The following is a 23,524-nucleotide window of genomic DNA, read 5'->3' on the forward strand; positions in this document are numbered from 1 at the left end:
CCCTCTTTTAAGAAAATAAAAAGTTTGCTAGCTTTTTGTTAGAAGTAAAACTGTTATTTTTGAGTTTTAAAAGAAAAGTCTGATGAGAGTCATTCTACAGATTGAAAAGTTAAGTATATATGAATCAAGGACTCTAGGGCCGTTCTGACGAGCCTTGCTAGTAGCAAGTATACGACGGCTATTTTGCTCGGAAGCGAGGTCGAGACTTTGTATAATAAATGCTCGGCCCATCGAAAATCGCTGTTTGCGATCCATAAACTTGCAGAGGGAGTTATCTATTAATGAAATTTAGCAATGCTAAAACCGTATCTACCGGTAATATCTTCTCTGCTTTGTTACTCAATTCAATCAGATCACTTTACGAACTCTAATTGATTATGTGTTATCTTACATAATTAAAGAAATAGCTTTTACTTCGGATATTCCGAAGGGATTAGTTGATGTTTTTCATTTTATATTATTTAAATTAATGGGGAATTTTATTGTATTTATGAAACAAGTAGCCAATGAGCTACAACAGAGTGGGAATCAAGGAACTGCACATGTGTACCACAGCAGCTTGAATGCTATTATTGTATTTCAGGGAAACAAGCGCCTCTCTTTTCAAGGAATAACGCCTGAATGGTTGAAACGCTTTGAAACCAGTCTTCGAGCACGCGGATGTAGTTGGAATACGGTGTCGACCTATTTGCGTACGATGCGTGCGGTCTACAATCGTGGCATTGATCGACGAAAGGCCGCATATGTGCCTCACCTATTTCGCTCGGTCTATACCGGTACACGAGCCGACCGGCGTCGTGCTTTGATCGATGAAGATCTGCAAAAAGTATTTTCCGATCCTTCATCTTCCGGTGTTGTTTCCGACGAACTCAAGCGTGCACATGAACTATTTGTGCTCATGTTTATGCTTCGCGGCTTGCCTTTTGTCGATTTGGCATACCTTCGTAAGAATGATTTGCATGGCAATGTACTCACCTATCGGCGTCGTAAGACTGGGCGACCGTTGTCGGTAACCCTGACTGCCGAAGCACTCGCCATATTGGAGCGTTATATGAACCGGGATGCCTCTTCTCCTTATCTATTTCCAATACTTCGCAGTGTGGAAAGCGCTAAGTCTGCTTACCGGGAATATCAACTTGCCTTGCGTAGTTTTAACTATCAGCTGGCTTTGCTTGGTAAAGTATTAGGAGTACAGGAGCGATTGAGTTCATATACCGCACGTCACACTTGGGCCACAACGGCGTATTATTGCGAAATTCATCCGGGTATTATTTCCGAAGCTATGGGTCATTCCTCCATAGTTGTGACCGAAACTTATCTGAAGCCTTTTAGAGACAAGAAAATTGATGAAGCCAATAGGCAAGTCTTAGATTACGTGATGAAGAATTCGTTGTGCTTAACTGCCTGATCGTAAGACTGTTACTTTGTAGGTAACGGGCGTATATAGCGGTGCAAATATGAGCATATTTCTGAAAACAAGCAAACAAAATTGATTTTTTTTTCAATATCCTGCCAAAAAAGAGAATAAAACAGCTAAAACTTGTGAATTGTTTGTCTTAGAGTTTTGTTAACCTCTAATTTATGTCAAAGACTCTCCTCCCCTCTGTTTTCTTTCGAGAACAGGGGTAAACTCTTTCCACATTTTTACTCTAGTTTTTCATGTATTTCGTCTGTCACAGACGAGGACAAAGGCTTTTCCGTTACCTACAAAGTAACGGATCGTGAATCTTATACTTAAAATTTAAACGTACGCTATTGAGACCATATTCATATAAGGTAAAATTGGATTGTAAGAGAGAAAAGAGACGGTTGTTCAAAGATCTAAATCTTACGGTATACAAGCTTGGTTATAAATTGGCGGCGAGGGACTATATTCTTATTTTTTAATTTATAAATTAAACGTTTTTTATTATGAACAAAAAGTTTTTAAATGCAGTCCTGTTTGGAGCGCTATTAGCGTCTTCGACGGGTACATTTACATCTTGTAAAGACTATGATGACGACATCAATGGTCTGAATGAACGTGTGGATGCAGTCGAAAAGACATTAGCCGACTTAAACACTAAGTTTGGAGCATTGGCTTATGTGAAGTCAGTATCTTTTGCAGACGGGAAGTTGGTCGTAACAGATCAAAGTGGAATTACTACTACTTACAACATCCCCGATACAGATACTAATACAACATACACGCTGGCTGTGACTCAGGATGGTAATAAAGCCACCATTACTTTAACCGACAGCAAGGGTGGAGTGCAGAGTCATACTGTTACTTTTACGGATAAAGACACTGATACGAAGTTTGATCCGTCTGCTTTGACAGTAGGTAAAGATGGGGTGACTATCGAATACAACGGTCAAGCTACAGGCGTTAAAATTCCGATCTCTAAAGATGTTAAAGTTAAAGTTATAAAGGGGGAAGTAGATGGAGTCGTATATGGTTGGTCTATTACAAATGGCACAGACTCAGCAACAAATCTGATGATTTGTGATGTGTTGCCTATTACCGGATTTAGCTTTGAACCTGATGTTATTTTAGGAGGAGTTCCTTCAATGAAGGCATTGAGTGTTGAGTATTATTCTTGGGATCTGAAAACTGACTGTTCTGTCCCTTCATTTACAGGTGAAGTTTGGGAGCAAGCTGATAAGTCTTCATATATTTCACCTGTTATTACTGGTACTTATCATCTTAACCCATCAAGTGCAACAAGAGAGCAGATTACGTCTATTGAAGTTATTTCTAAGGACTTTTCTTATATAACCAGAGCTGCTGATGCAGCCCCTTCTGTACTTGATGACTATTCTGTTGCTGATGGAATCCTAACTGTTCATTTCAAAGCAGATGTGGAAAAGATTAAGGCAATTGAGAATAACCAAATCACGGGATTTAAAATCCGTGTTAAAACAAAAGCCGGGAATTCTATTACGGATCAGGACTACAGAGGAGTATATACAACTAAATATACCAATCTAGTATTAGGTGACAAAGATAAGCAAAAGAAGGGCCTAGAAGAATTTTATTTGTATGGAACGGCTACTGGGAAGGCAGCAGATGCGATTGATGCAGACCCAGATTATGAAGTAGCATACAATTCACCCAAAGGCTTGGACTTGAAACCACTAGTAATTACCTGTTACGGCGAGGCAGGGATAGCCCTAAGAGCTCCGGCATCAGAACAGATTCTGTCTGATAAGGATATGGAAAGTTTAGGGTTGAGTTATGCATTCCACTTGTGTAATTACATTGCAGGAGATAATCAGACCAAGCAAAATGATTTTGCGAGAATTGAAGGAGGAGTATTATATCCTAAATTATTTGATGAAACAGGTGAGCCGTTTGCGGCTGTAGGGCGTATGCCGTTGGTACGCGTGCAGTTAATGACCAAAGATAATAAGGTTGCCAGCACAGGTTGGATTAAAGTTAAAATTGTAAAGGAGAAAATTTCGGTTGATCCAATTGTATTTGACTTTAATGTATTTACCAACCAATGTTCCGATAAGGAATTCAAACTGAGTGTTGAGCAAATGAACGTAAAGGTGTACAATAAACTTGGAATGAATAGGAACCAGTTTAATGCTGCATATAAGATAAAGGAAGTTGAGGCCGGCAACTACGGCAAGGGGGCAGGTATAGTTACTTTAGGAGCAGATCCTACTAATCCTACTATGACAGACCTACTGACTTGGACTATTGGTCAAGAAGATATGAAGGAGGGATTGGCTGGTAAGAAAGCTAGTAGCTTACTGACAACTAGTATTACTTACACCTCTAACGACCCTGAGGAGCGTGGAGATGTTACCATCACCTTTAATTCTACAGTTAATGCGATTAAGGCTGTAACAATTCCGGCTGATAACAAAATTGCAGAATACTGGGATGCAAACAAAGAATATATTCGCTTGAATGTGGCAGTTCCACAAACACAGTCTTCGGATAACTGTACATTCGTTGTCGACTTAGACAATGTATTTGCTGGAGGAAAACCTAAAATAGATGGAGTTACAGCTTACCGATATATCTTTGATGGTGACAAGAATAAAGAGGCTGAAGGCTTGAGCGGCAAGAAATACACATTAACTGTGAAGAGTAGTGGCACTCAATTGTATGCAGATGCAGATGTGGTTGCAACAATTAATTCGGCTAATGGAGAAGTTACTTATGCCGAAACTGCTGCTTCTAAAGACTTGTTGAACAAAGCATCACACTCATCAATTCCTAATGGTGGATTCTTCGCATGGATCAACATCAAGGCTGTAACAGGTGATTGTGAACTGGAATTACCGATCACTAATGGTATATTTAAAGCATACTTCATGCGTCCTATCGATGTAACTGCAGGTACTGGTAGGTTCCAAGATGCGGTTGATGGAGGTTCTGTTGTTAAAATGCTTGATCTGTTGAAGTTCAATGACTGGAGAGAGAAAGAGTTTGGCGTGAATACGAATGCAACTTACTTTAAGTTCTATGAAATAACTGCAATCTCAATTGATATTCCAAATATTACTACTGACTTGAATGGCGGTAATATCAATAATCAGAAATTGAAAGATGTTGCTCCTACCCTGAAAGTAACAGACACTCCAATAGACTTTGGTGGAAAAGCTGATATTCCAACTGCTCCTACTGCCAATGCTTATGGTACTGTAACTTATACAAATAATGGTAGTGCTGTTGGAGCATTCAACTTGAGACTGCCTGTAACAGTTACCTACAAATGGGGCACAGTTAAAGCCTATGTAACAATTCCGGTTGAAAAGACCCAAGGGAACTAATCTTTTTAAATTAAATATCATGAGGCGCCTCTCTTAGGAGGGGCGCTTTATGATTATTATTAATCATGTTTATTATGAGCATTAAGAGAAAACTGTTAATAGGAATAATAGCAATCGGTGCATTGCCAATCTTTGCCCAAGACCGGCAGATTAAAGAAGAGGGTAAAACCATCTTTAAGCCACACTGGTTTATGCAAGCGCAAGTAGGTGCAGCTCACACCATCGGTGAAGCACAGTTTACAGACTTGATATCACCGGCTGCTGCGGTTAATTTCGGATATAAGTTTGCGCCTGCATTCGGAGTACGTGTGGGAGCTAGTGGATGGCAAGCTAAAGGCGGATGGGTAAATCCGGAACAAAACTACCAATTCAAGTATATACAAGGCAATGTTGATTTGATGGCAGATCTGAGTGCTTTGTTCTGTGGCTTCAATCCGAAGCGCGTCTTCAACGGATATCTGTTTGCCGGCGTGGGATTGAATCATGCGTTTGATAATGATGAGGCGAATGCGTTGAATACGCGAACATACGAGATGGAGTACCTATGGCAAGATAGTAAGAATCTGCTTGCCGGACGTATTGGCCTGGGATGTGATCTTCGCCTGAGCGACCGCGTGGCTTTCAATATAGAAGCCAATGCCAATATGCTTTCTGACAAATTCAACTCAAAGAAAGCTGATAATAGCGACTGGCAGTTTAACGCCCTAGTCGGTTTGAGTATTAAGCTGGGCAAAAGCTACACCAAGACAGCCCCCGTGTATTATGAAGCCGCACCTGCTCCCGTTGTTGAGCAGCCCAAACCAAGACCTGTCGTGGAACAACCACAACCGGTACAGGAAGTGACAGTGCCTCAAGCAATCAAGCGCGACATCTTCTTTGCACTGAACTCCGCTCATCTTCAAAATGATCAGCAGGCAAAGATTGCTGAGTTGGTCGACTACTTAGTAAAGAATCCCACTACCAAAGTGAGTGTGACGGGATATGCGGACGAAGATACCGGTAATTCCAGAATTAACATGAAACTGTCAATCGCCCGCGCCAAGAATGTGGCGGATGCTTTAAAAGCAAAGGTATTGCAGCCGACAGAATAGCTGTCGACTTTAAAGGAGATACGGTGCAACCGTACTCCATTCCCGAGGAAAACCGAGTAAGTATCTGTATTGCTGAATGACATAATACATGAATTGGAAATAAAGAAATCCCTTTTAGAAGATAAGAGAAGCCCGCACTTGTGAAAGCCCGGCTTTTCGATATTTAATGTTTGAGAGCACCTTGTCCCTTTTGTAGAGATGCTCTCCTAATTCTCAAGTGTTTTTTTGAGAATTAGAATATTCCCCAATTCCTCAACGAGGTATTCTTTTTTGTGTAATTCTATGCAGATAAGAAAACCCTCAATGAGAAAAGAAGTCTGTGCTTGTGAAAGTATAGGCTTTTTCGCATTTCCAAATGTGTAGTTATAGGCAGTGATGCAATGTCAAACCCAAAAACTGCAGACCTAATTTCATCAGTGAGGCTTGAAATAAGCACTTTGCACAAAGATACAATACGCTTATGACTTAGTCACTTTTTTGCATATCTTGCAGTATATCAGTTGCTTATTTTGCGTCTTCTTTTTTCTATATCACTTTATTCTGATGAGCGATAGCTACTGCTTATTTTCTCAAAAAACAGAGCTTTCAATTCACTAAACAAGTCTTTATCTTAGCCATATCGTGCGCAACTATTAGTAGATTTAAGCAGTCTTTCTTCAGGTTTATTCCCTTTTATTTCTTGTTGCACTATTGTGCGACGGCTGTTCCACATTATGTGGGACACGTGTTTCACAATATATGAGTCAGCTGTTCCACAGATGTGGAACAGGAAAAAGAATGGGCAAAGATGCTTTTTACCTGTTGTTTATTGCTATCTACCGAAGGGAATTTAGCAAAGCATATAGCCTTTTGGAAAACGGGATAATGTATTGGTCAAAGGAGTCTCAGAAAAGTATGCGCATTGTATTGGATTGTTAGTCATCTGTTTGTGGCAAAATGTGATTTAGTCAGATAGTTGTTTGCATTTATTTACTCGTTTGAAAAATGTATTTTATTGATTAATTAGTCTATCAATACAGGCCATCTCTATGGATTTCGCGCTGATCTCACACATGCTCTGTTGCTTGTCACAAGCTTTCTGGAAAATAAAGCCTTATCTCATGCGAAATACAGCTAAAAAGAATGAGAGATCCCTCAAAATTGATGAGAGATAGGCTAAAAAAGAGGCAAAAATGCGAGAAAATGATGAGAGATACCCCTTTTGGAAAACATCTCTCATTCTGTAATGTGTTGATTATTTGATTTATAAGCGAAAAATGATGAGACCATGAGAGATGAAATATTTTTTCTTTCTTGTAGGGGAGGAGGAAGTATAGCTTAAATGACGGAAGAAACCGGATTTTTGCATGGATTCCTTTCCCTGAAAGATTTAGATATTCTCCTTGAAAGACCTTGATGTTTTTTAAAAACATCAAGGTCTTTTTATTGGATTCTTTTGTTAGATATAACCAGTTACTCAGTTTATTATACTTAAGTTATCAAGCATTAACGGCCTGGTTGTTTGCTGTTAAAAGCTTATCAATCAGATGTTAATGGCTTGGTGCTCAGGTTGTCGTCAGCATTCCATACATTGGCGTTGCTGACATTGTACTGACTAACCCGACAATTAGTTCTCGTCACGCAAGTAATTCCAATACTCCATATTCTGAATTAATTCGATGGTTACTTTGCGATCGCCATCTCTGATTACATTCGAGGTGGAAGCTTTGGCTAAAGAAGTCTTGCTGCCGGCGCCTGCTATCTTAAACATACCTTGAGGCAATCCTTCGGCGACAAACATATCTTTCACAGCTTTGGCTCTTTTCTTCGATAAAACCAAGTTGTATTCGCCCGAACCTCTGGCATCTGTAAATCCGGTTATGAGATAACGTTTGGATTCGTCTTTCTTCAGTGCTTCAATAACTTTAGAAATATATGCCTCTGAATCTTTGGTCAGAACGTCGGTATTGAATTCGAAGTGAATATGAGTGAACAGTTGCTCTAGCATAATGCTTTCATGCGTAACCTCTTTCACTACGATCTTCTCAACGGGCTTCTCGACAATTCGCTCAACAACAACAGGCTTTTCAACGTCGATATACTGAATGGCTGAGGATGTTTTTTTGGTTTTCCCTCCCAAGCGGTATATGAAACGAACGGTCCCTTGTATGGAGTTGGCAACATTCTTGTAAGGCATTACCAGGTAATCGGCTTGCATACCGATACCCCAACGATCGTTCAACCACATGTTGAGGCCTGCTCCTACGGAAATTGGCATCAGATGAGTCCGGTCACGTCCTTCTTTGTTGCGGAAGTTCTCTAATATCCAACTCATTTCATCGGAGTCGGGACCTACGGAACCGTTATAGTTCATCGCGAAGTCCTTATACATATAGCTGATACCTGCACGTAAATAAGGCTCTATGTATTTTGATTTAAAATACTCGCCAATTCGCCATTGAATGCCGGGGCCGACCATTGCGTACCATTTATGGTTGTTGTCGGTAGTCAGATTTTCTTTGGTACAGCCAACTGTTCCTTGTAAATCTAAATACCAGTACGGATTAAGTTCGCGGGCGATATAGCGTTGCCGCCCCAAACTACGTGATTCAGATCTAAATCGAACTGATGTCCTTTTCCGGTCACCGAATTGAAATTACTGAAGGAAGCCCGGCTAAATTGAAAGACTGAACCTCCAAGTCCGAATTCCCAAGCTTTTGAAGCTTTCTTTTCTGTAACTGTCTCTTGAGCCATAAGAGGAATTGCTCCTCCTGCGATAAGGCTCCAAATGCATATGATTATTTTAAACTTATTCATAATCGTTCCTCCTTTAGTCTATTGACGACACGATGGTTACAGGTATAGTACCACCTCCACTCAAGTTAATAACTAAGCCTGAAGCTCCATCGGTATTAAGTACTCCGATCGAACCCCTGGTTGCGAATAGGTGATTGTCGCATTCCAATTGTATGGTGCTTCCAACGGGTACGCCTCCTCCAACATCGGTTTTACTTAAACCTCCGTCGTTTATGCTTACAGGATTGCAGGTAATTGTGGTTTGGTCGCTTCCGCTTCCTTTAATAAACTTTAATATCATGCACTTCGTATTCTTGGCATTGCCGTCCACTTGTACGGATAAGTACGGTTTCCCTAAAGTGTTTATAGAGGAATAGTTGTATCCACCTGCATAGAGGTAATCGTCGTTAACGGTCTCGGTTTGGAATCTTGCAGAGATGCGATATAGGCTTTCTCCTACCTTTTGAGCTTTAACATCTGCGATCATGGGCACCTTCTGTATCGGTGTGTAGCGATCGATAACACTTTCGGCATATATCGTTTCGCCATAAGCGGTGGCTGCTATTCCAAAATAGGCCTGAACGCCGCTCCAGGTAGCGCCTGTCTCGATTGCATCACGATTGAACATGGTGAAACCTATGTCGTATGAGGCTCCTGCATCGGCAAAGTTGCGGTTATCGCTTTGTATTGATAAACCATTTGCCGGAATATCAATTGCCGGATCTACTTCTTTACCACTCAATTGATACGTTTTTATGGATGTACCGGCATAATTATATAAAGTACTAGGAGTGAATCCCCAGTTACCGGAATCGCTTGTCTTACGCTGTATCTGAACGCGTAATGTGATCCATCCTTGATATACCAAAACCGGATTTCTGTAGGTGACGGTATATAACTTTACCTGCACTCTATTTGGTACCAGTGTATTGGCAGCTGATACATACCATTCGGATTCGCCGGTGAATTTCACTTCGCAGGTACCGAATCGTTGATTGATGGTTGCGTCTAATGGCAAATCTTCTTTGGGAACCTTAATCTTACCGTTGGCATCGACTGTGTAGATTTGGTTATTCAGTGTGGCCGGCATATTTTTCACTTCCGTTCCCGGTTTGGCACGATTGCCACCTTTATCATATACTGTATAAGTAACACTACCGTTTTGCGGGCTCACATACTCACCTTCTACACCTCCAAAGGTGTCTATGATAACATTCGGACTTCCTAGAATAATTGTAGAGCCATTTTCTCCTCTTAGATATTCCCAGAAGTCGGCTAGTTCCGTTTTATTTTTATCCCAATTGTGCCCAAGGTTATGTGGGTCTTCCAGTCCTTTGTCTACTTCAATTTTCCAAAGTTCATAAGCACTTAAACCGTCACCTCCGTCAGCACCGGTGAGATAATCCCAAAAGTCCTGCTGGCTGTTTTTACTTTTATCCCATTCTGTACCCGGACTGTGCGGGTTGTCAATACCTTTAGCGACTTCTTCTATCCATAATTCGTAGGCGCTCTTGCCATCCTTTCCATTTTGCCCATCCTGTCCGTCTTGTCCATTCTGGCCATCTTGCCCGTCTTGTCCTTTCAGATATAAAAAGAATCCTGCGATATCTTTACCTCCGGTCCAAACAATAGTACCTTTATCTATTTCTTGCAGCCAAAGTTCATGAGCAGAAAGCCCATTATCCCCCTTCGGCCCTTCGGGTAAAACATGTGTAGCTCATTGCTGCACGAACATGCTAATGCTACTAAGACTAGGAAGCCTAGTAACCTGAATTTTGATAACTTTTTCATAAATTTTGTTGATCAATTTGTTGAATAATTATATGGTTTATAAATGCTTGTTTAGTATTGCGATATATTACATTTTATAAAGAATGACTAGCCAATTGTTTTAGCTGAACAATTTACATGATGGGTGCGGCTAAAAAATCATTAAACCGCTTGCTGCGTTGCCTGCGGGTAGGGGACGTTGCTGAAATGTGTATCGTCGATTGTCTTTGTCGAATCGATTTTCTAAAATAACTATCAGATTTATAGTTGTTTGGTTTCTGTATTTACTTTGCTTATCCATATTACGATGAAAACGTATGTATCTATTTGACTGTCTCCTTATTAGGGTCAAAGATATACAAAAAAAGAATATGAAATCTAAATGTTAAGATATAACTATTTTACAAGAACTACTTAAATATGTTCTAATAAATATGAAAAATGCATGTATAATACTCTTTATGGGTGTATGGCTGACTTTACATTTCTAAAAGATATTTTCAAAAATAGAGTTAGTTTGGCTTTTATTAACGTATTTAATCTTTTCCGGTGGCGCATTATATGTCTTAATCTATCTTGCTATACAATAGAAACGCTTGTGATGATGTGCATTTTGGGAGATAAATCTGTATCCGAAAAGTAGATTGTAATTTATTTAAGAATGATGTCGGATGACTTTGGTTTATGTTTCTATCTATTTTTTAGTTTGTAGGCATGTGTGGAATCGGTGAAATTGTTGGGGAAGCGTCCGGGTTTCTTTCTTTTTGATAGGATTGTACGTTTTTATTTCCCGGCAGTCTGCCTGGGGATTGGTAGTAAAAGGATACAATCTTGAGTCTTGTGGTTTTTTGAGTATATATAAACCCCAAATAAAAATAAATGATAAGTGAAGTTGTGAGATAAAATGGGGAAAGTCAACAAAATGTTTATTAATGGAGAGTCGTTACGGCAACTGGAAGATTCCTCTAATATCCTGTGAGAATTATCCAGAGGCATGAAAATGACTAGTTGAAGGATAGCTCCTGAGGATTATTTGCTATAAGTACTCTGTACGAAGTCTACTATATAATACGGGGCTATATTTGTCTTCTTGTAAAATTATTGGTATTTTTGCCTTTCATTCATTACAGATAATTAGACATGAAAAGAATATTGGTAGATATGGACGGCGTACTGGCCGATGTTTATAGTCAATTTCTGAAGTTAGAAGCTCAAGAAACAGGCATACTGCGAACGAAAGAAGAGACTAACGGGTTTATAGAATCGGAGGCCTTTCCGTTTTACGAGAAACATGTGCACTCGTCAGTTTTTTTTAGGACCGCTCCCTTGATGGATCGGAGTGTGGAGGGGCTCGATTATTTGAATCGTAAATATGAAGTTATTATACTTTCATCTGCAACCGAATTTCCTCAAAGCTTGATGGAAAAAGAACTGTGGTTGAATGAACATTATTCCTTTATCAGTTGGGAGCAGATGATTTTCTGTGGTCGTAAAGATGTGGTACAAGGTGATATTATGATAGACGATCATCCTAAAAACCTGAATTTATTTTCCGGAGAGCGGATTATTTTCACGCAACCGCATAATATCAACGTGGAAGTACCCGAAAGCAAACGGGTGTTCAATTGGGATAACATTATGGATATCCTTTGATCTTATCCGGTTCGGAATTGATCTGGCAATCTTCACGCTATTATTTAACAGAGTTATTACCTTATTAATAGGTATAAAAAAGTACCTTTGCCGATTGTAGATTACTTATTGGGTGTATGCGATGTTGCAAACCTATTTTCAACTTAAAAGATTGGCTGACGTAAGATGAAAACAAATGAAGATTATCTGAAACAGAGAGTCCAGCGATGGATTGTCACTCTATCTGTACTGATCTTGGGAGGGAAGTTTCTAGCTTTTTATTTGACCAACTCTGTCGGAATCCTGACTGATGCGATGGAGAGTATCGTGAATGTTCTTGCCGGTGTGATCAGTCTTTATAGTTTACGCTGGGCAGCCAAGCCTAGAGATAAAGAACACCCTTTCGGGCATGGTAAGATTGAACTGATCTCGGCCTCTATTGAGGGATTGTTGATTTCGATGGCCGGATGTGCGATTATATACGAGGGAGTACGAAGGTTGTTTACACCAGCTACTATTGAAAAGCTCGATGTGGGTATTATCGTTGTTGCTGTAGCCGGGGTCATCAATTATTTGATGGGATGGTATAGCATCAAGATCGGAAAGAGATACAGTTCGATGGCATTAATAGCAGGTGGAAAGCATTTGCAGTCCGATACATACTCTACGATCGGGTTGGTTACCGGCCTTATTTTACTCTATTACACGGGTATTGGATGGATCGATAGTGCGTTAGCTTTGATTTTTGGGTCGATTATAATCTTGACCGGCGTGCTTATCCTGCGAAAAACCATAGCCAATCTCTTAGACCGTGCCGACACGGAAGCTTTGAAGGAGATGGCCGCGTGCATCAATAAACATCGGCAGCCAGATTGGATTGACATTCATAATACCAAAATAATTAAATATGGGAGCTTTCTTTATATCGATTGCGATTTGACGTTGCCTTGGTATTATAATGTGGAGGAAAGTCATCAGGTTTGCGACAAACTGCGTGATACATTGGTTGAGAGCTTTTCGGACCGGATTCAATTGTCTGTCCATTCGGACCCTTGCCGCATGGAACATTGCACGCATTGTGAGATGTTGGCCTGTACATCGCGGAAGGAGGCATTTACCGGATTAGAAAATATAGCTTGTCTGCTATAACGGAAAGTGATGAGGAGAGAAATGAATAAATATTGCTTTGTCTTTTGCCTAAACTTGTGTGCGGATTGATCTAAAATAGGTAGAGTCATACCCATACTAATCATAACTCTGTGTCTTTTGGAAAAAAGGTATATCTTTGCATTCGGAATAAATCCTGAATAATTATTTATGAATCTTGTGCTTTCGTTTAAACGCCCTTTCATTTGGTGCTCCCGCTTCCGAAAACGTTGTGGGTATGGCGTACATTCTCCTTTCGCTTTCAGTCTGATTACGGATGTGATTTACGAGAAGAGGCCTTACTACGCCTATCGCTTGTTGGAGAGGCAACAGAAACAGATGCCGGGGGAGCGTAGATGGAATTGGGGATCACGGAAAGTGAACCGACTCCTGTTTCGTTTGGTGAACCGAATACAGCCGGATACAATTATTGAGGTAGGATGTCCTTCTGCTTCGTCTCTTTATTTGCAAGGGGCTAAACCGTCTGCCAATTATCTTTTTGCCGCCGATCATTCGGAGCTATTTCTGGATGCGGATGCATCGATCGACTTTCTGTACTTGAATGATGCAACACGGCCGGAACTGGTGGAAGAGGTATTCCGGCTTTGTGTGGATCGACTGGCTACTGATGGCATCTGTGTCATTCGGGGAATTTGTTACTCCAAAGCCATGCGAACGCTTTGGGAACAGTTGAAGGCAGATGACCATGTTGGTATCAGTTTCGACCTATACGACCTTGGTTTGCTTTTTTTTGATAAAACAAAGATAAAACAGCATTATATTGTCAACTTCTAAGGAGTTCTGTACGTTACCTTATTTTATAACTATAAAAACTGTCGATCATGAGAAAAAGTCTTGTATATACCAAAACCGGAGATAAAGGTACCACAGGTTTAGTGGGAGGTACCCGTGTGCCGAAAACGCATATTCGTTTAGAGGCTTACGGTACGGTGGATGAATTGAATTCTCACTTGGGGTGGTTGCACACTTATTTGTTGGACGAATCCGACCGGAGTTTTATTCTGGGAGTTCAACATAAACTATTTTCTATTGGTTCACACTTGGCCACCGATCAAGAAAAAACACAACTAAAAGCTGCAAGCGTCATTACAGAAGCCGACGTTAAACGTATTGAAGCAGAAATAGATAAACTGGACGAACAGCTCCCTGAATTGCATGGGTTTATTATTCCCGGAGGTAGTCGCGGTACAGCTGTTTGTCACGTGTGCCGTACGATTTGCCGACGTGCCGAACGTCGTATTCTGACCTTGTCTGAAACTTGTACAGTATCATCCGAAGTTATGGTCTTTATCAACCGCTTGTCCGATTACTTGTTCGTTTTATCTCGGAAAATCAATTTTGATCAACAAAATAATGAAATATTTTGGGATAATACTTGTAAGTGAGATAAAAATGTTATATTTTTGCGGAAATTTAAAAAAACAAGATTATTAGTATTCACTTTTAAATACTTAAGAACTATGTATTGGACATTGGAATTAGCATCAAAACTGGAAGATGCTCCCTGGCCGGCAACCAAGGACGAATTAATCGATTATGCCATGCGTTCGGGTGCTCCTCTTGAAGTGATAGAGAATCTACAGGAGATGGAAGACGAAGGCGAGATCTATGAAAGTATAGAAGACATTTGGCCAGACTATCCTAGCAAGGAAGATTTCTTTTTTAACGAGGAAGAGTATTAATTCAATTAGTTGAATAACCGACCATACTAAAATACCTGGGACATATTATGTTCCGGGTATTTTAGTTTTTTTACGTCTCGTCCGAACTTTGCGCTAACCCTGAATTAGAAACAAAATAAAGTCGGCAAACTTTCCTGTAAAAGCTCGAATCTATTCTATTTTTTATTATTTTTGTGCCCTTTCAGTAAGCACTTATAAAGCCCAGTCATACATGATACAGATTTATTTGACAGCATTTCTAAAGCTGTCGTTTTCGCGTTTAGTCTACTCAACTAAAAAAACGATTACATTCGGGCTTCTCCCATCACGTGTGTTCTACCCACTTGGCAGCTACTGATGCTCTGTCTACTCGCTTGGGCACTAAAATGAAAACCATAAAGTATTAGAAATATTATGATTAAATTCTTCGAGAAGTATTTTGATTTATCCGGCAACCGCACGACGGTGCGTCGTGAGTTTTTGGCAGGTCTTATCACGTTCCTGACCATGTCGTACATCCTGATTGTAAATCCCAGTATCTTAGCTACCACCGGAATGAATCAGGAGGCTCTGTTTACAGCTACGGCATTGGCAACGATTGTTGCTACCTTGCTGATGGCTTTCTTGGCAAAACTTCCTATTGCCCAGGCACCGGGTATGGGACTGAATGCTTTCTTTGCGTTCACCATCTGCGGAGCAATGGGATATTCATGGCAGTTTGCGTTGACTGCAGTGTTCATTGAAGGGATTATCTTCATTCTGCTCACCTTCTTCAATGTGCGTGAGCTGATCGTGAAGAGTATTCCCTTGGTGCTGAAGAACGCTATACCGGTGGGGATTGGTCTGTTTATCACCCTGATCGGTCTGAAGAACGCAGGGATTGTAGTAGGCTCTGAAGCTACATTACTCCAGATTGGTGATTTGTCTCAACATAGCGTGTGGATTGCCATTTTCGGGTTGTTGGTAACAGCCGTGCTATACATTCGCAATGTGAATGGTGCTATATTAATAGGTATCATCCTGTCAACTGTATTTGGATTTATCCTGGACTGGGACACGGTTGTTTTGCCTGAGAGTGTGGTTAGTCTTCCCCCGTCTATAGCTCCGATTTTTGCTAAGTTCGAGTGGGATCAAGTGCTCTCTTTCGATATGTTGATTGCTGTATTCACTCTGTTGTTCGTTAATCTGTTCGACACAGTAGGAACTCTGATCGGTGTTGTTTCTAAAGCCGGATTGGCTGATGAAAATGGTAACTTCCCACAAATGAAGAAGGCTTTGTTTGCCGATGCGGTAGGAACTACTGTTGGTGCGGTATTGGGTACAAGTACGATTACCTCTTATGTAGAGAGTGCATCCGGCGTAGCGTCAGGTGGTAGAACGGGACTTACATCGGTAAGCACAGCTTTATTGTTTATATTGGCTCTGTTCTTTGCTCCTTTGTTCCTAATGGTTCCGATGGCTGCAACTTCTCCCGCGTTGATTATTGTCGGACTGTTTATGATTTCGGCTGTTGCCAAGATCGACTTTAACAACATGACCGATGGACTCCCGGCTTTCTTGACTGTCGTATTTATGCCTTTCACTTATAGCATTGCCGAAGGAATTGTATTCGGTATGTTGAGCTATATGCTTATTAAACTTTGCTCAGGTAAGCATAAAGAAGTATCGGTTACTGTGTATGTAATCAGTGGATTATTCTTATTGAAACTGGTTCTTGAAGCTTCCGGTGTGATAGGCGGACATTAATGAATATCGGCTTTACGCCGTATCAAATTGACTATAATAAATAAGGCTGCCTCAATTGAAGCAGCCTTATTTATTATGGTGTAAGTTAGCATATTCTTCCGGGTTATTTTTCCTTCGGTAATAAGAGGTTTAGTAGAACTCCGGCCAGTGCGGCCAATCCGATTCCACTCATAGAGAAAGAACCGAAAGTCAGTATTGCACCGCCAATTCCGATAGTCAGCGTTAATGAAACAATAATCATATTGCGTGTTTGTCCCAAGTTTGTTTGAGATTTTATCAACGTCTGCATACCTACGCAGGCAATGGTTCCGAATAGCAAAAGCATAATTCCGCCTAACACGGCAGAAGGGATCGATTGCAGCAATGCGCTGATTTTGCCGATAACGGAAAAGATAATAGCAGAGATAGCCGCAATACGTATGATCTTGGGATCTGATATTTTGGTTAGCGAGATAGCACCGATTACTTCCGCGTAAGTCGTTGCCGGAGGGCCGCCTACGAAACCGGAGAACAAACAAGCCAATCCATCACCGAACATGGTACGGTGCAGTCCGGGATCTTTCACATAATTCTTTCCGGTTACTTCGCCTACGGTATAGATGTCGCCAATATGCTCAATGACCGGGGCAATGGCTACCGGAATCATGAATAAGATTGCTTGCCAGGAAAAGCTAGGTGTGGTAAATTCGGGTAACCCGATCCAAGGCGCATCCCATACCGGTTGCATATTGACTTCAAATCCAATGCAGGCAATGAGGTAGCCTACTATGATACCGCAGAAAATGGGGATCAGTTTCCAGATGCCACGTGCCATCAACGATACCAGAACAGCTGTACCCAGCGAACATAAAGCCAGTATCCAGTTACTCTTAGCCATATCTACACCCGTACCTGCCAAGGAGAGTCCGATCAGGATAATGACAGGCCCTATCACAATGGGAGGAAACAACTTCTCGATAAATCGCAAGCCTTTCCATTTGATTAGCAAACTCATTAGGAAGTAGACACCTGCTACGGCAACCAAACCACTGAGAGTTCCCGGAAGTCCGTACAAACGGGTCGACTCGATGATCGGGGCTATGAATGCGAAACTACTCCCTAAATAAATAGGAACTTTTCCTTTGGTGACCAGATGGAACAATAAAGTTCCGATACCGGCTGTAAATAAAGCAACTGAGGGATTTAACCCGACTAATAGAGGAACGATAACAGTAGCTCCGAAAGCTACGAAAAGAAACTGTACTCCAATAACTCCTTGTTGGAAAGCATTTAATTTTTTGGTCTCCATATCCTTAGATTAATGTGGCGCAAAGATAGTATTTTGCTCGATATAATTCCAGCTTGATCGAAAAAAAGGCTTGTTGATTTCACAAAGAACAGCGTGTTTGCTCGGGTTAAACGGAAGTTTCACACAGATTACGTAACTGCTACGGTTGAATTGCGCTTTGGTTGCGCCCCGTTTACAATTCTGTGAAAAAGAGGCCGGCTTCCGGTATACGCTTCTTCGATGTCTACTTTTGCCGTTGCAAAATAAATTAAGTAGAAAAATGAAGAAACAAAGATTGAAATCTGTATGCTCGTTACTCCTTTTATGCCTTATTGGAATAAGCCTGGGGATGATTGGTTGTAGCGATGCTGATGGTAAGAACGGAGTTATAAATACCTTAAATATAACCGCGGTTTCAATACCGTCCCGGATTGCGGTTACTACCGGAGGAGAGATCATTTTGTCCGGTAAGGGGTTCGCCCAAGGTGACGAAATCCAACTGACTGCTCAGGGAGATGCCGGCAAAGTGTATACGGCTTTGGTTGATAAAGTAGCGGCGGAGACAGTAACCTTCTCTCTGCCCGAGGGAGTATCGACGGTACTTATCTTTTGCGCGTGGTTCGGGGAGACCGCTCTTTGTCGTTAGGCACCGTAACATTTGAGGTCTCGGCCAATAATACGCTTCCTGACCGGGAAGGGATGACGGTGAAAGGAGTTGTTTCTTCCGCAGGGGTAGGAGTAGCCGGCGTGGTGGTTTCCGATGGCATTGAAGTGACGGTGACCGATAAACAAGGTATTTACTATCTGCCTTCTGCCAAAGAAACGGGATTTGTCTTTATCTCTATCCCGGGGAACTACGAGGTCGCTACCGATGGGAATGCGCCTCAGTTCTACCAACGTTTGTCGGAAGTGGCGAGCGTTGTAGAGCAGAAGAACTTCACGCTGAATCGGGTTGACAATACCGACCATATTCTATTGGCAATGGCCGATATGCATCTTGCCGATCGGAACGATGATATAAGTCAGTTTCGGAACGGCTTTTTGGCGGACGCGAACCAATTAATATCTTCGTATCAGGTACAGGGAAAGAAAGTCTACGGGCTGACTCTGGGTGACCAGAGCTGGGATGTGTATTGGTACGAACGGAAATATGCCTTGCCCGAAGCAATGAAAGAGATTCAGAAGATCGGGTGTCCGGTGTTCAACTGTATGGGCAACCACGACAACGACCCCTATGTTGCCAATGACTGGCTGGCTTCGTTGGCTTTCCGCAAAATGGTAGGCCCGACCTACTACTCATTTAATCTGGGCGATGTCCACTACGTTGTGCTGGATGATATCAAGTACTTGAATACCGGAGGTGGTCAGGGAACGGTGGGGGAGCGGAACTATACGGGGACCGTTGTTGCCGAACAGATTGCTTGGCTAAAGAAAGACCTGGCAGCGTTGACCGATAAGACGAAACCTGTGGTGGTCGCTTTACACATTCCCGTTCATGCTAATCCTACTACGGTAGACAGTCAAGGCGTACAAACCGACCGTGTCTCTTTGCTGAACGGTAATGAGGTGCTGGCTTGTCTGGATGGGTTTACGCAAGTACATATATTAAGCGGACATACCCATATCAACTTTTCGGTAGAGAGTTCGGCAGCTGTAATGGAACATAATACGGCAGCTATCTGTGCCACTTGGTGGTGGACCGGAAAGAGTGGCTATGCCGGTAATCAGATATGCAAAGATGGCTCGCCCGGTGGGTATGGCGTTTGGGAGATGCAAGGTAAGCAAACGGAGTGGTATTATAAAAGTATTGGTTTCGACCGGAATTATCAGTTCCGTGCCTACGACCGGAATACGATTCGCATTGATGCCGCTTTTACACCAAACGCAACAGGCACTTATGCTGAGCAGGTGTCTACCTATGCCGGCAACTACGCCGCACCGAGCACGAAGAATGAAGTATTGATTAATGTCTGGGGCTATGATCCGAGTTGGAAGATTGAGGTGACTGAAGGGGGAAATGCACTCCCCGTTACCCGGATTGTGGACAAAGATCCCCTACATATTATATCTTATGAACTTCAACGACTCAACGTCAACGCGAATCCTACCGAAGATTTTGTAACGAACCGTACCGCCCACCTCTTTAAGGTGACAGCTTCGGCAGCAAACACAACTTTAAATATTAAGGTGACCGATCGCTTCGGAACAGTTTATACCGAGTCGATGGCTCGTCCGAAGGCATTTAGTTATTCGATGAAATAAGAAAGAAGAGAAAACACAACCTATCATGATCATAATTAATCATTTAATCTTATGAAACTAAAACAAAACTTCAAGGCATTTTTGCTAGTCTTTCTATGTACGCTTTCGGTATTACCACTGATGGCGGATGTTCAAAAGGAAGTGCGTGGAACGGTGCTGGAAGCAGATGGACGGACACCCCTGATTGGTGCTACCGTATTGCTGAAAGGAACGAAAGTCGGTACAGTGACCGACATGGAAGGAAAGTTCGTGCTGAATCTCACCGGAGATAATCACGTGTTGACTTTCCAATCTGTGGGTTTCGTCAAACAGGAAATCCCATTGAAAGGGCGTACGAACCTGACGATCATCATGCAGGAATCGACTGTCGAATTGGAAGGCGTGGTGGTGACGGCTCTCGGGTTGACACGGGAGCAAAAGTCATTGGGCTATTCGGTAACGAAGGTGGATAACGCTGCTTTGACAAGTACGGTATCGGGCAACTGGCTGAACGCGATGAACGGTAAAGTAGCCGGCTTGACTTTAGATCAGGCAGGTACAGGCCCTGCCGGTTCGCTGCGTGTAACGTTGCGTGGCGACCAGTCGTTGAACTATGGTAATAATGAAGCCTTGTTTGTTGTAGACGGCATACCCGTGTCTTCGGGAACGACGGCTATCGGTAGCGGGAGTAATTACGCCAATGGCGATGCCCCTGTTGATTTCGGAAATGGTGCCGGAGATCTCAATCCGGAAGATATAGAATCGGTTACGGTTCTGAAAGGTCCTGGTGCTACGGCTTTATATGGATCGCGTGCTGCGAACGGAGCCATTGTGATTACGACCAAGTCGGGACGTAAAGATAAGGGGATTGGGGTTACCGTAAATTCCTCCGTAACTTTTGAGAGGGCCGGATACTTTCCGGACTTTCAAACCGAGTATGGTTCGGGTGCCGATATGGGAACAAGCCCTTACGCTTTCTGGACACTCACAGGCGAACAAGCACCGGATGGTGTTGCGGTATCGCGTAACATCTCCCGCTATGCTTTCGGTGAGAAGTTCGATGCGAGCAAACTACGCTATCAGTATAACTCCAAGAACTGGGATACAGGTACGTTTGAAAAGACTCCCTGGGTTTATCAGGACGATTGGTACACCGGACTGTTTCAAACCGGCACTACCTTTAATAATACAGTAACAATAGATGGAAGCAACGGAAAAGGTACCAGTACCCGTCTGTCTATTACCGATTCGCGCAACAGTTGGATTCTGCCGAATACAGGTTTCCAACGGCAATCGGTCTCTCTCTCGTTCAATACAGAGATCAATAAATACATCAAGCTGAACGCCAAGGTGAACTACAACCATAAGGGAAGTGATAACCTTCCCGTTAGCGGATATGACGAGACAAGCCCGATGTATGCTTTGGTATGGGGTTACAACTCCAACAGCATCAATGACTGGAAGAACGAATATTTCCAAGGGCGTTTCAATGCGACTAACTACAACAACACGGTGGGAGATAATGGCAATAGCTTAGTATTTCCTTCTGCCAGTTCGTACAACCCTTACCGTACCTTGTACGAAGAGTTGAACTCGGTAGACAAGGACCGTGTTTTCGGAACCTTGGGGTTGACTTTCCAATTGTGGAAAGGGTTGTCGCTCGATGTACATTCCGGCTTGGATCTCAACGATGAGTTCCGTACACAGCGCAAGCCGTACTACGTGGCCGACTCGCCCAAAGGTATGTATCGGGAGCAAACAATCCGTACCTACGAATACAATACCGACTTTTTGCTTCGCTATGTCAACAACTCCTGGCTAGACAATCGCCTTGGGTTTACAGCCGCATTCGGAGGAAATAATATGCAGAACAAATACTTCACCAACCGGATTACTTTGGAACAGTTGAGTGAAGAAGGCGTTTACAATGTGAACAACTCGCCCGCTAACTCCATTCCCAAACCTTATAACTACCGGAGTAAAAAGATCGTCAACAGCTTCTACGGATTCGTTTCGGCAAGCTGGCAGGATACTTACTTCCTCGACGTTACCGCACGTAACGACTGGTCGAGCACATTGGCTTCGGGTAATTGGTCGTATTTCTATCCTTCGGTAAGCACAAGCATATTGCTGGATCGCGTTCTCAATCTTCGCGAACGTGCTTCCTGGGTGGATATGCTTAAACTGCGTCTGTCGTGGGCAAATGTAGGTAACGATACGTCTCCCTATTCTTTGTACGACTCATATAGTAATACCGATTATTCCGGCGGTTATACATTGCCGGGTTCGATAGCCAATTACCTGATTAAGCCGGAGAATGTAGAGAGCTGGGAAGCCGGCTTGGAAGGACACTTCTTGCATAATCGCGTTTCTTTCGACTTGGCAGTGTATAAATCGTCAACGACCGATCAGATTGTGAATGCAACGATTGACCAGATCACAGGAGCGTCTAGCAAGAAGATTAATGCAGGTGAAATACAGAACAAAGGTATTGAGGTTTCGGCGCATTTCGTGCCTGTACGCACCCGCGATTTTGAATGGTCGTTCGATGTCAACTGGGCTAAGAACTGGAATAAGTTGGTAAGCCTGCAAGACGGATGGGACCCGAGCGAACCGTTGCAAACTGATATGGGTACTACCATCGGTAGCCGGGTATATGTATATTCGTATATTGGCAAAGAGATGAACGTTATTTACGGTAAAGGCTATCAGCGTGCACCCGAAGGTTCTTTCTATCTGGATGATAATGGAAATAAGATCGACTGTTCCGGCATGAAGCTCGTCGATGCGGCAACCGGTTACCCATTGTTGGATACCAGTCCGGACCGTAAGATCGGGAAAGTGAATCCCGATTGGAAAGGGGGAATGACGCAACGCTTCTCCTACAAAGGGCTGACTCTTGCGGCCTCTTTTACCGGTCAGCTGGGCGGGAAAGCTTACTCAGTTACCAATTTCAGTTTGTCTTATCAGGGTAAGTTGAAGAACTCCTTGCCGGGGCGTTATGACGGTTTGGTTGTTGGTGGAGTCAATGCGGTGAAAGCCTCGGACGGAAGCGTAACTTATAGCAAGAATGCGACTGTAACCAGTAATATTCAAACGTATTACAATGCCTATGTGTGGACACGTGACAATGTGGAAGAGAATACATTCGATACTTCTTTCCTGAAGCTTAAAGAGGTTCGTCTGGATTACCGTTTGCCGGCTAAACTTTGTGCCCGCACCGGATTCTTGCAGGGCGCTGAGGTGGGTGTATATGCTACTAATCTTTTCTGCATAACCAGCTTCCCCCAATACGATCCCGAAACAGGTATGCTCGATGGAACCAACATCCATAAAGGAATTGAGGCTATGGCCTATCCGATGACACGTACGTATGGCTTGAATGTAAAACTTTCATTTTAAAA

General features: G+C 42.5%; 15 protein-coding genes and 1 pseudogene. 12 read left to right on the plus strand and 4 right to left on the minus strand.

All coding sequences use genetic code 11. From position 1 onward, the window contains the following. Positions 1-469: 469 nt before the first annotated feature. The 3 genes and pseudogenes from JCM10512_RS04165 (at position 470) to JCM10512_RS04175 (ending at position 5,941) form a co-directional block, all read left to right on the plus strand. A complete protein-coding gene (locus tag JCM10512_RS04165) occupies positions 470-1,408 on the plus strand; it encodes a tyrosine-type recombinase/integrase (RefSeq protein ID WP_081741214.1) in 939 nt (312 codons plus the stop codon). 503 nt (positions 1,409-1,911) lie between these two features. Continuing rightward, positions 1,912-4,770: a hypothetical protein gene (locus JCM10512_RS04170; protein ID WP_044160685.1), complete on the plus strand. Its 2,859-nt coding sequence runs from the start codon at positions 1,912-1,914 to the stop codon at positions 4,768-4,770. A 74-nt stretch (positions 4,771-4,844) separates the two neighbouring features. Beyond that, positions 4,845-5,941: pseudogene (locus JCM10512_RS04175) on the plus strand (OmpA family protein). 1,526 nt (positions 5,942-7,467) lie between these two features. Here JCM10512_RS04175 and JCM10512_RS04185 read toward each other — a convergent pair. Genes JCM10512_RS04185 through JCM10512_RS04190 form a run of 3 tightly spaced genes read right to left on the minus strand, consistent with a single transcriptional unit; the run spans position 7,468 to position 9,810 of the window. After that, positions 7,468-8,439, minus strand: coding sequence for an OmpA family protein (locus JCM10512_RS04185; RefSeq protein ID WP_148298263.1), 972 nt, complete (start codon positions 8,437-8,439; stop codon positions 7,468-7,470). Next, positions 8,388-8,657, minus strand: coding sequence for a hypothetical protein (locus JCM10512_RS22700; protein WP_052517094.1), 270 nt, complete (start codon positions 8,655-8,657; stop codon positions 8,388-8,390). The genes JCM10512_RS04185 and JCM10512_RS22700 overlap by 52 nt, the downstream gene beginning before the upstream one ends. Positions 8,658-8,670: 13 nt before the next feature. Next, positions 8,671-9,810 (minus strand): hypothetical protein, encoded by a 1,140-nt coding sequence (locus JCM10512_RS04190; protein WP_044160689.1) that lies wholly within the window; start codon positions 9,808-9,810, stop codon positions 8,671-8,673. Positions 9,811-11,546: 1,736 nt separating this feature from the next. Here JCM10512_RS04190 and JCM10512_RS04195 point away from each other — a divergent pair. From JCM10512_RS04195 to JCM10512_RS04220, 6 genes are all read left to right on the plus strand, one after another. Beyond that, on the plus strand, positions 11,547-12,059 hold the full coding sequence (locus JCM10512_RS04195; protein ID WP_044160691.1) for a 5' nucleotidase, NT5C type: 513 nt from the start codon (positions 11,547-11,549) through the stop codon (positions 12,057-12,059). A gap of 165 nt (positions 12,060-12,224) precedes the next feature. Further along, on the plus strand, positions 12,225-13,187 hold the full coding sequence (locus JCM10512_RS04200; protein ID WP_044160693.1) for a cation diffusion facilitator family transporter: 963 nt from the start codon (positions 12,225-12,227) through the stop codon (positions 13,185-13,187). 168 nt (positions 13,188-13,355) lie between these two features. Further along, the gene (locus JCM10512_RS04205; RefSeq protein WP_044160695.1) at positions 13,356-13,979 is read left to right on the plus strand and encodes a hypothetical protein; all 624 of its coding nucleotides are present in this window, start codon (positions 13,356-13,358) and stop codon (positions 13,977-13,979) included. Between the two features lie 47 nt (positions 13,980-14,026). Further along, entirely contained in the window at positions 14,027-14,590 is a 564-nt protein-coding gene (locus JCM10512_RS04210) for a cob(I)yrinic acid a,c-diamide adenosyltransferase (protein WP_044160697.1), read from the plus strand. Positions 14,591-14,665: 75 nt separating this feature from the next. Further along, positions 14,666-14,887 carry a DUF2795 domain-containing protein gene (locus tag JCM10512_RS04215; RefSeq protein ID WP_002558131.1) on the plus strand — a complete coding sequence of 74 codons (222 nt, stop codon included), beginning with the start codon at positions 14,666-14,668 and terminating at the stop codon, positions 14,885-14,887. 393 nt (positions 14,888-15,280) lie between these two features. Further along, the gene (locus JCM10512_RS04220) at positions 15,281-16,612 is read left to right on the plus strand and encodes an NCS2 family permease (RefSeq protein WP_044160699.1); all 1,332 of its coding nucleotides are present in this window, start codon (positions 15,281-15,283) and stop codon (positions 16,610-16,612) included. Between the two features lie 103 nt (positions 16,613-16,715). Here JCM10512_RS04220 and JCM10512_RS04225 read toward each other — a convergent pair whose 3' ends face one another. After that, positions 16,716-17,900 (minus strand): uracil-xanthine permease family protein, encoded by a 1,185-nt coding sequence (locus tag JCM10512_RS04225; protein ID WP_044160701.1) that lies wholly within the window; start codon positions 17,898-17,900, stop codon positions 16,716-16,718. A 259-nt stretch (positions 17,901-18,159) separates the two neighbouring features. Between JCM10512_RS04225 and JCM10512_RS22375 the strand changes: the two genes are divergently transcribed. Genes JCM10512_RS22375 through JCM10512_RS04235 form a run of 3 tightly spaced genes read left to right on the plus strand, consistent with a single transcriptional unit; the run spans position 18,160 to position 23,522 of the window. Then, entirely contained in the window at positions 18,160-18,525 is a 366-nt protein-coding gene (locus tag JCM10512_RS22375) for a hypothetical protein (protein ID WP_148298264.1), read from the plus strand. After that, positions 18,516-20,141, plus strand: coding sequence for a calcineurin-like phosphoesterase C-terminal domain-containing protein (locus JCM10512_RS04230; RefSeq protein WP_052517096.1), 1,626 nt, complete (start codon positions 18,516-18,518; stop codon positions 20,139-20,141). The genes JCM10512_RS22375 and JCM10512_RS04230 overlap by 10 nt, the downstream gene beginning before the upstream one ends. A 51-nt stretch (positions 20,142-20,192) precedes the next feature. Continuing rightward, a complete protein-coding gene (locus tag JCM10512_RS04235) occupies positions 20,193-23,522 on the plus strand; it encodes a SusC/RagA family TonB-linked outer membrane protein (RefSeq protein WP_044160703.1) in 3,330 nt (1,109 codons plus the stop codon). Positions 23,523-23,524: the final 2 nt, after the last annotated feature.

It is taken from the genome of Bacteroides reticulotermitis JCM 10512 (assembly GCF_000517545.1).
GTDB classification, from domain to species: domain Bacteria; phylum Bacteroidota; class Bacteroidia; order Bacteroidales; family Bacteroidaceae; genus Bacteroides; species Bacteroides reticulotermitis.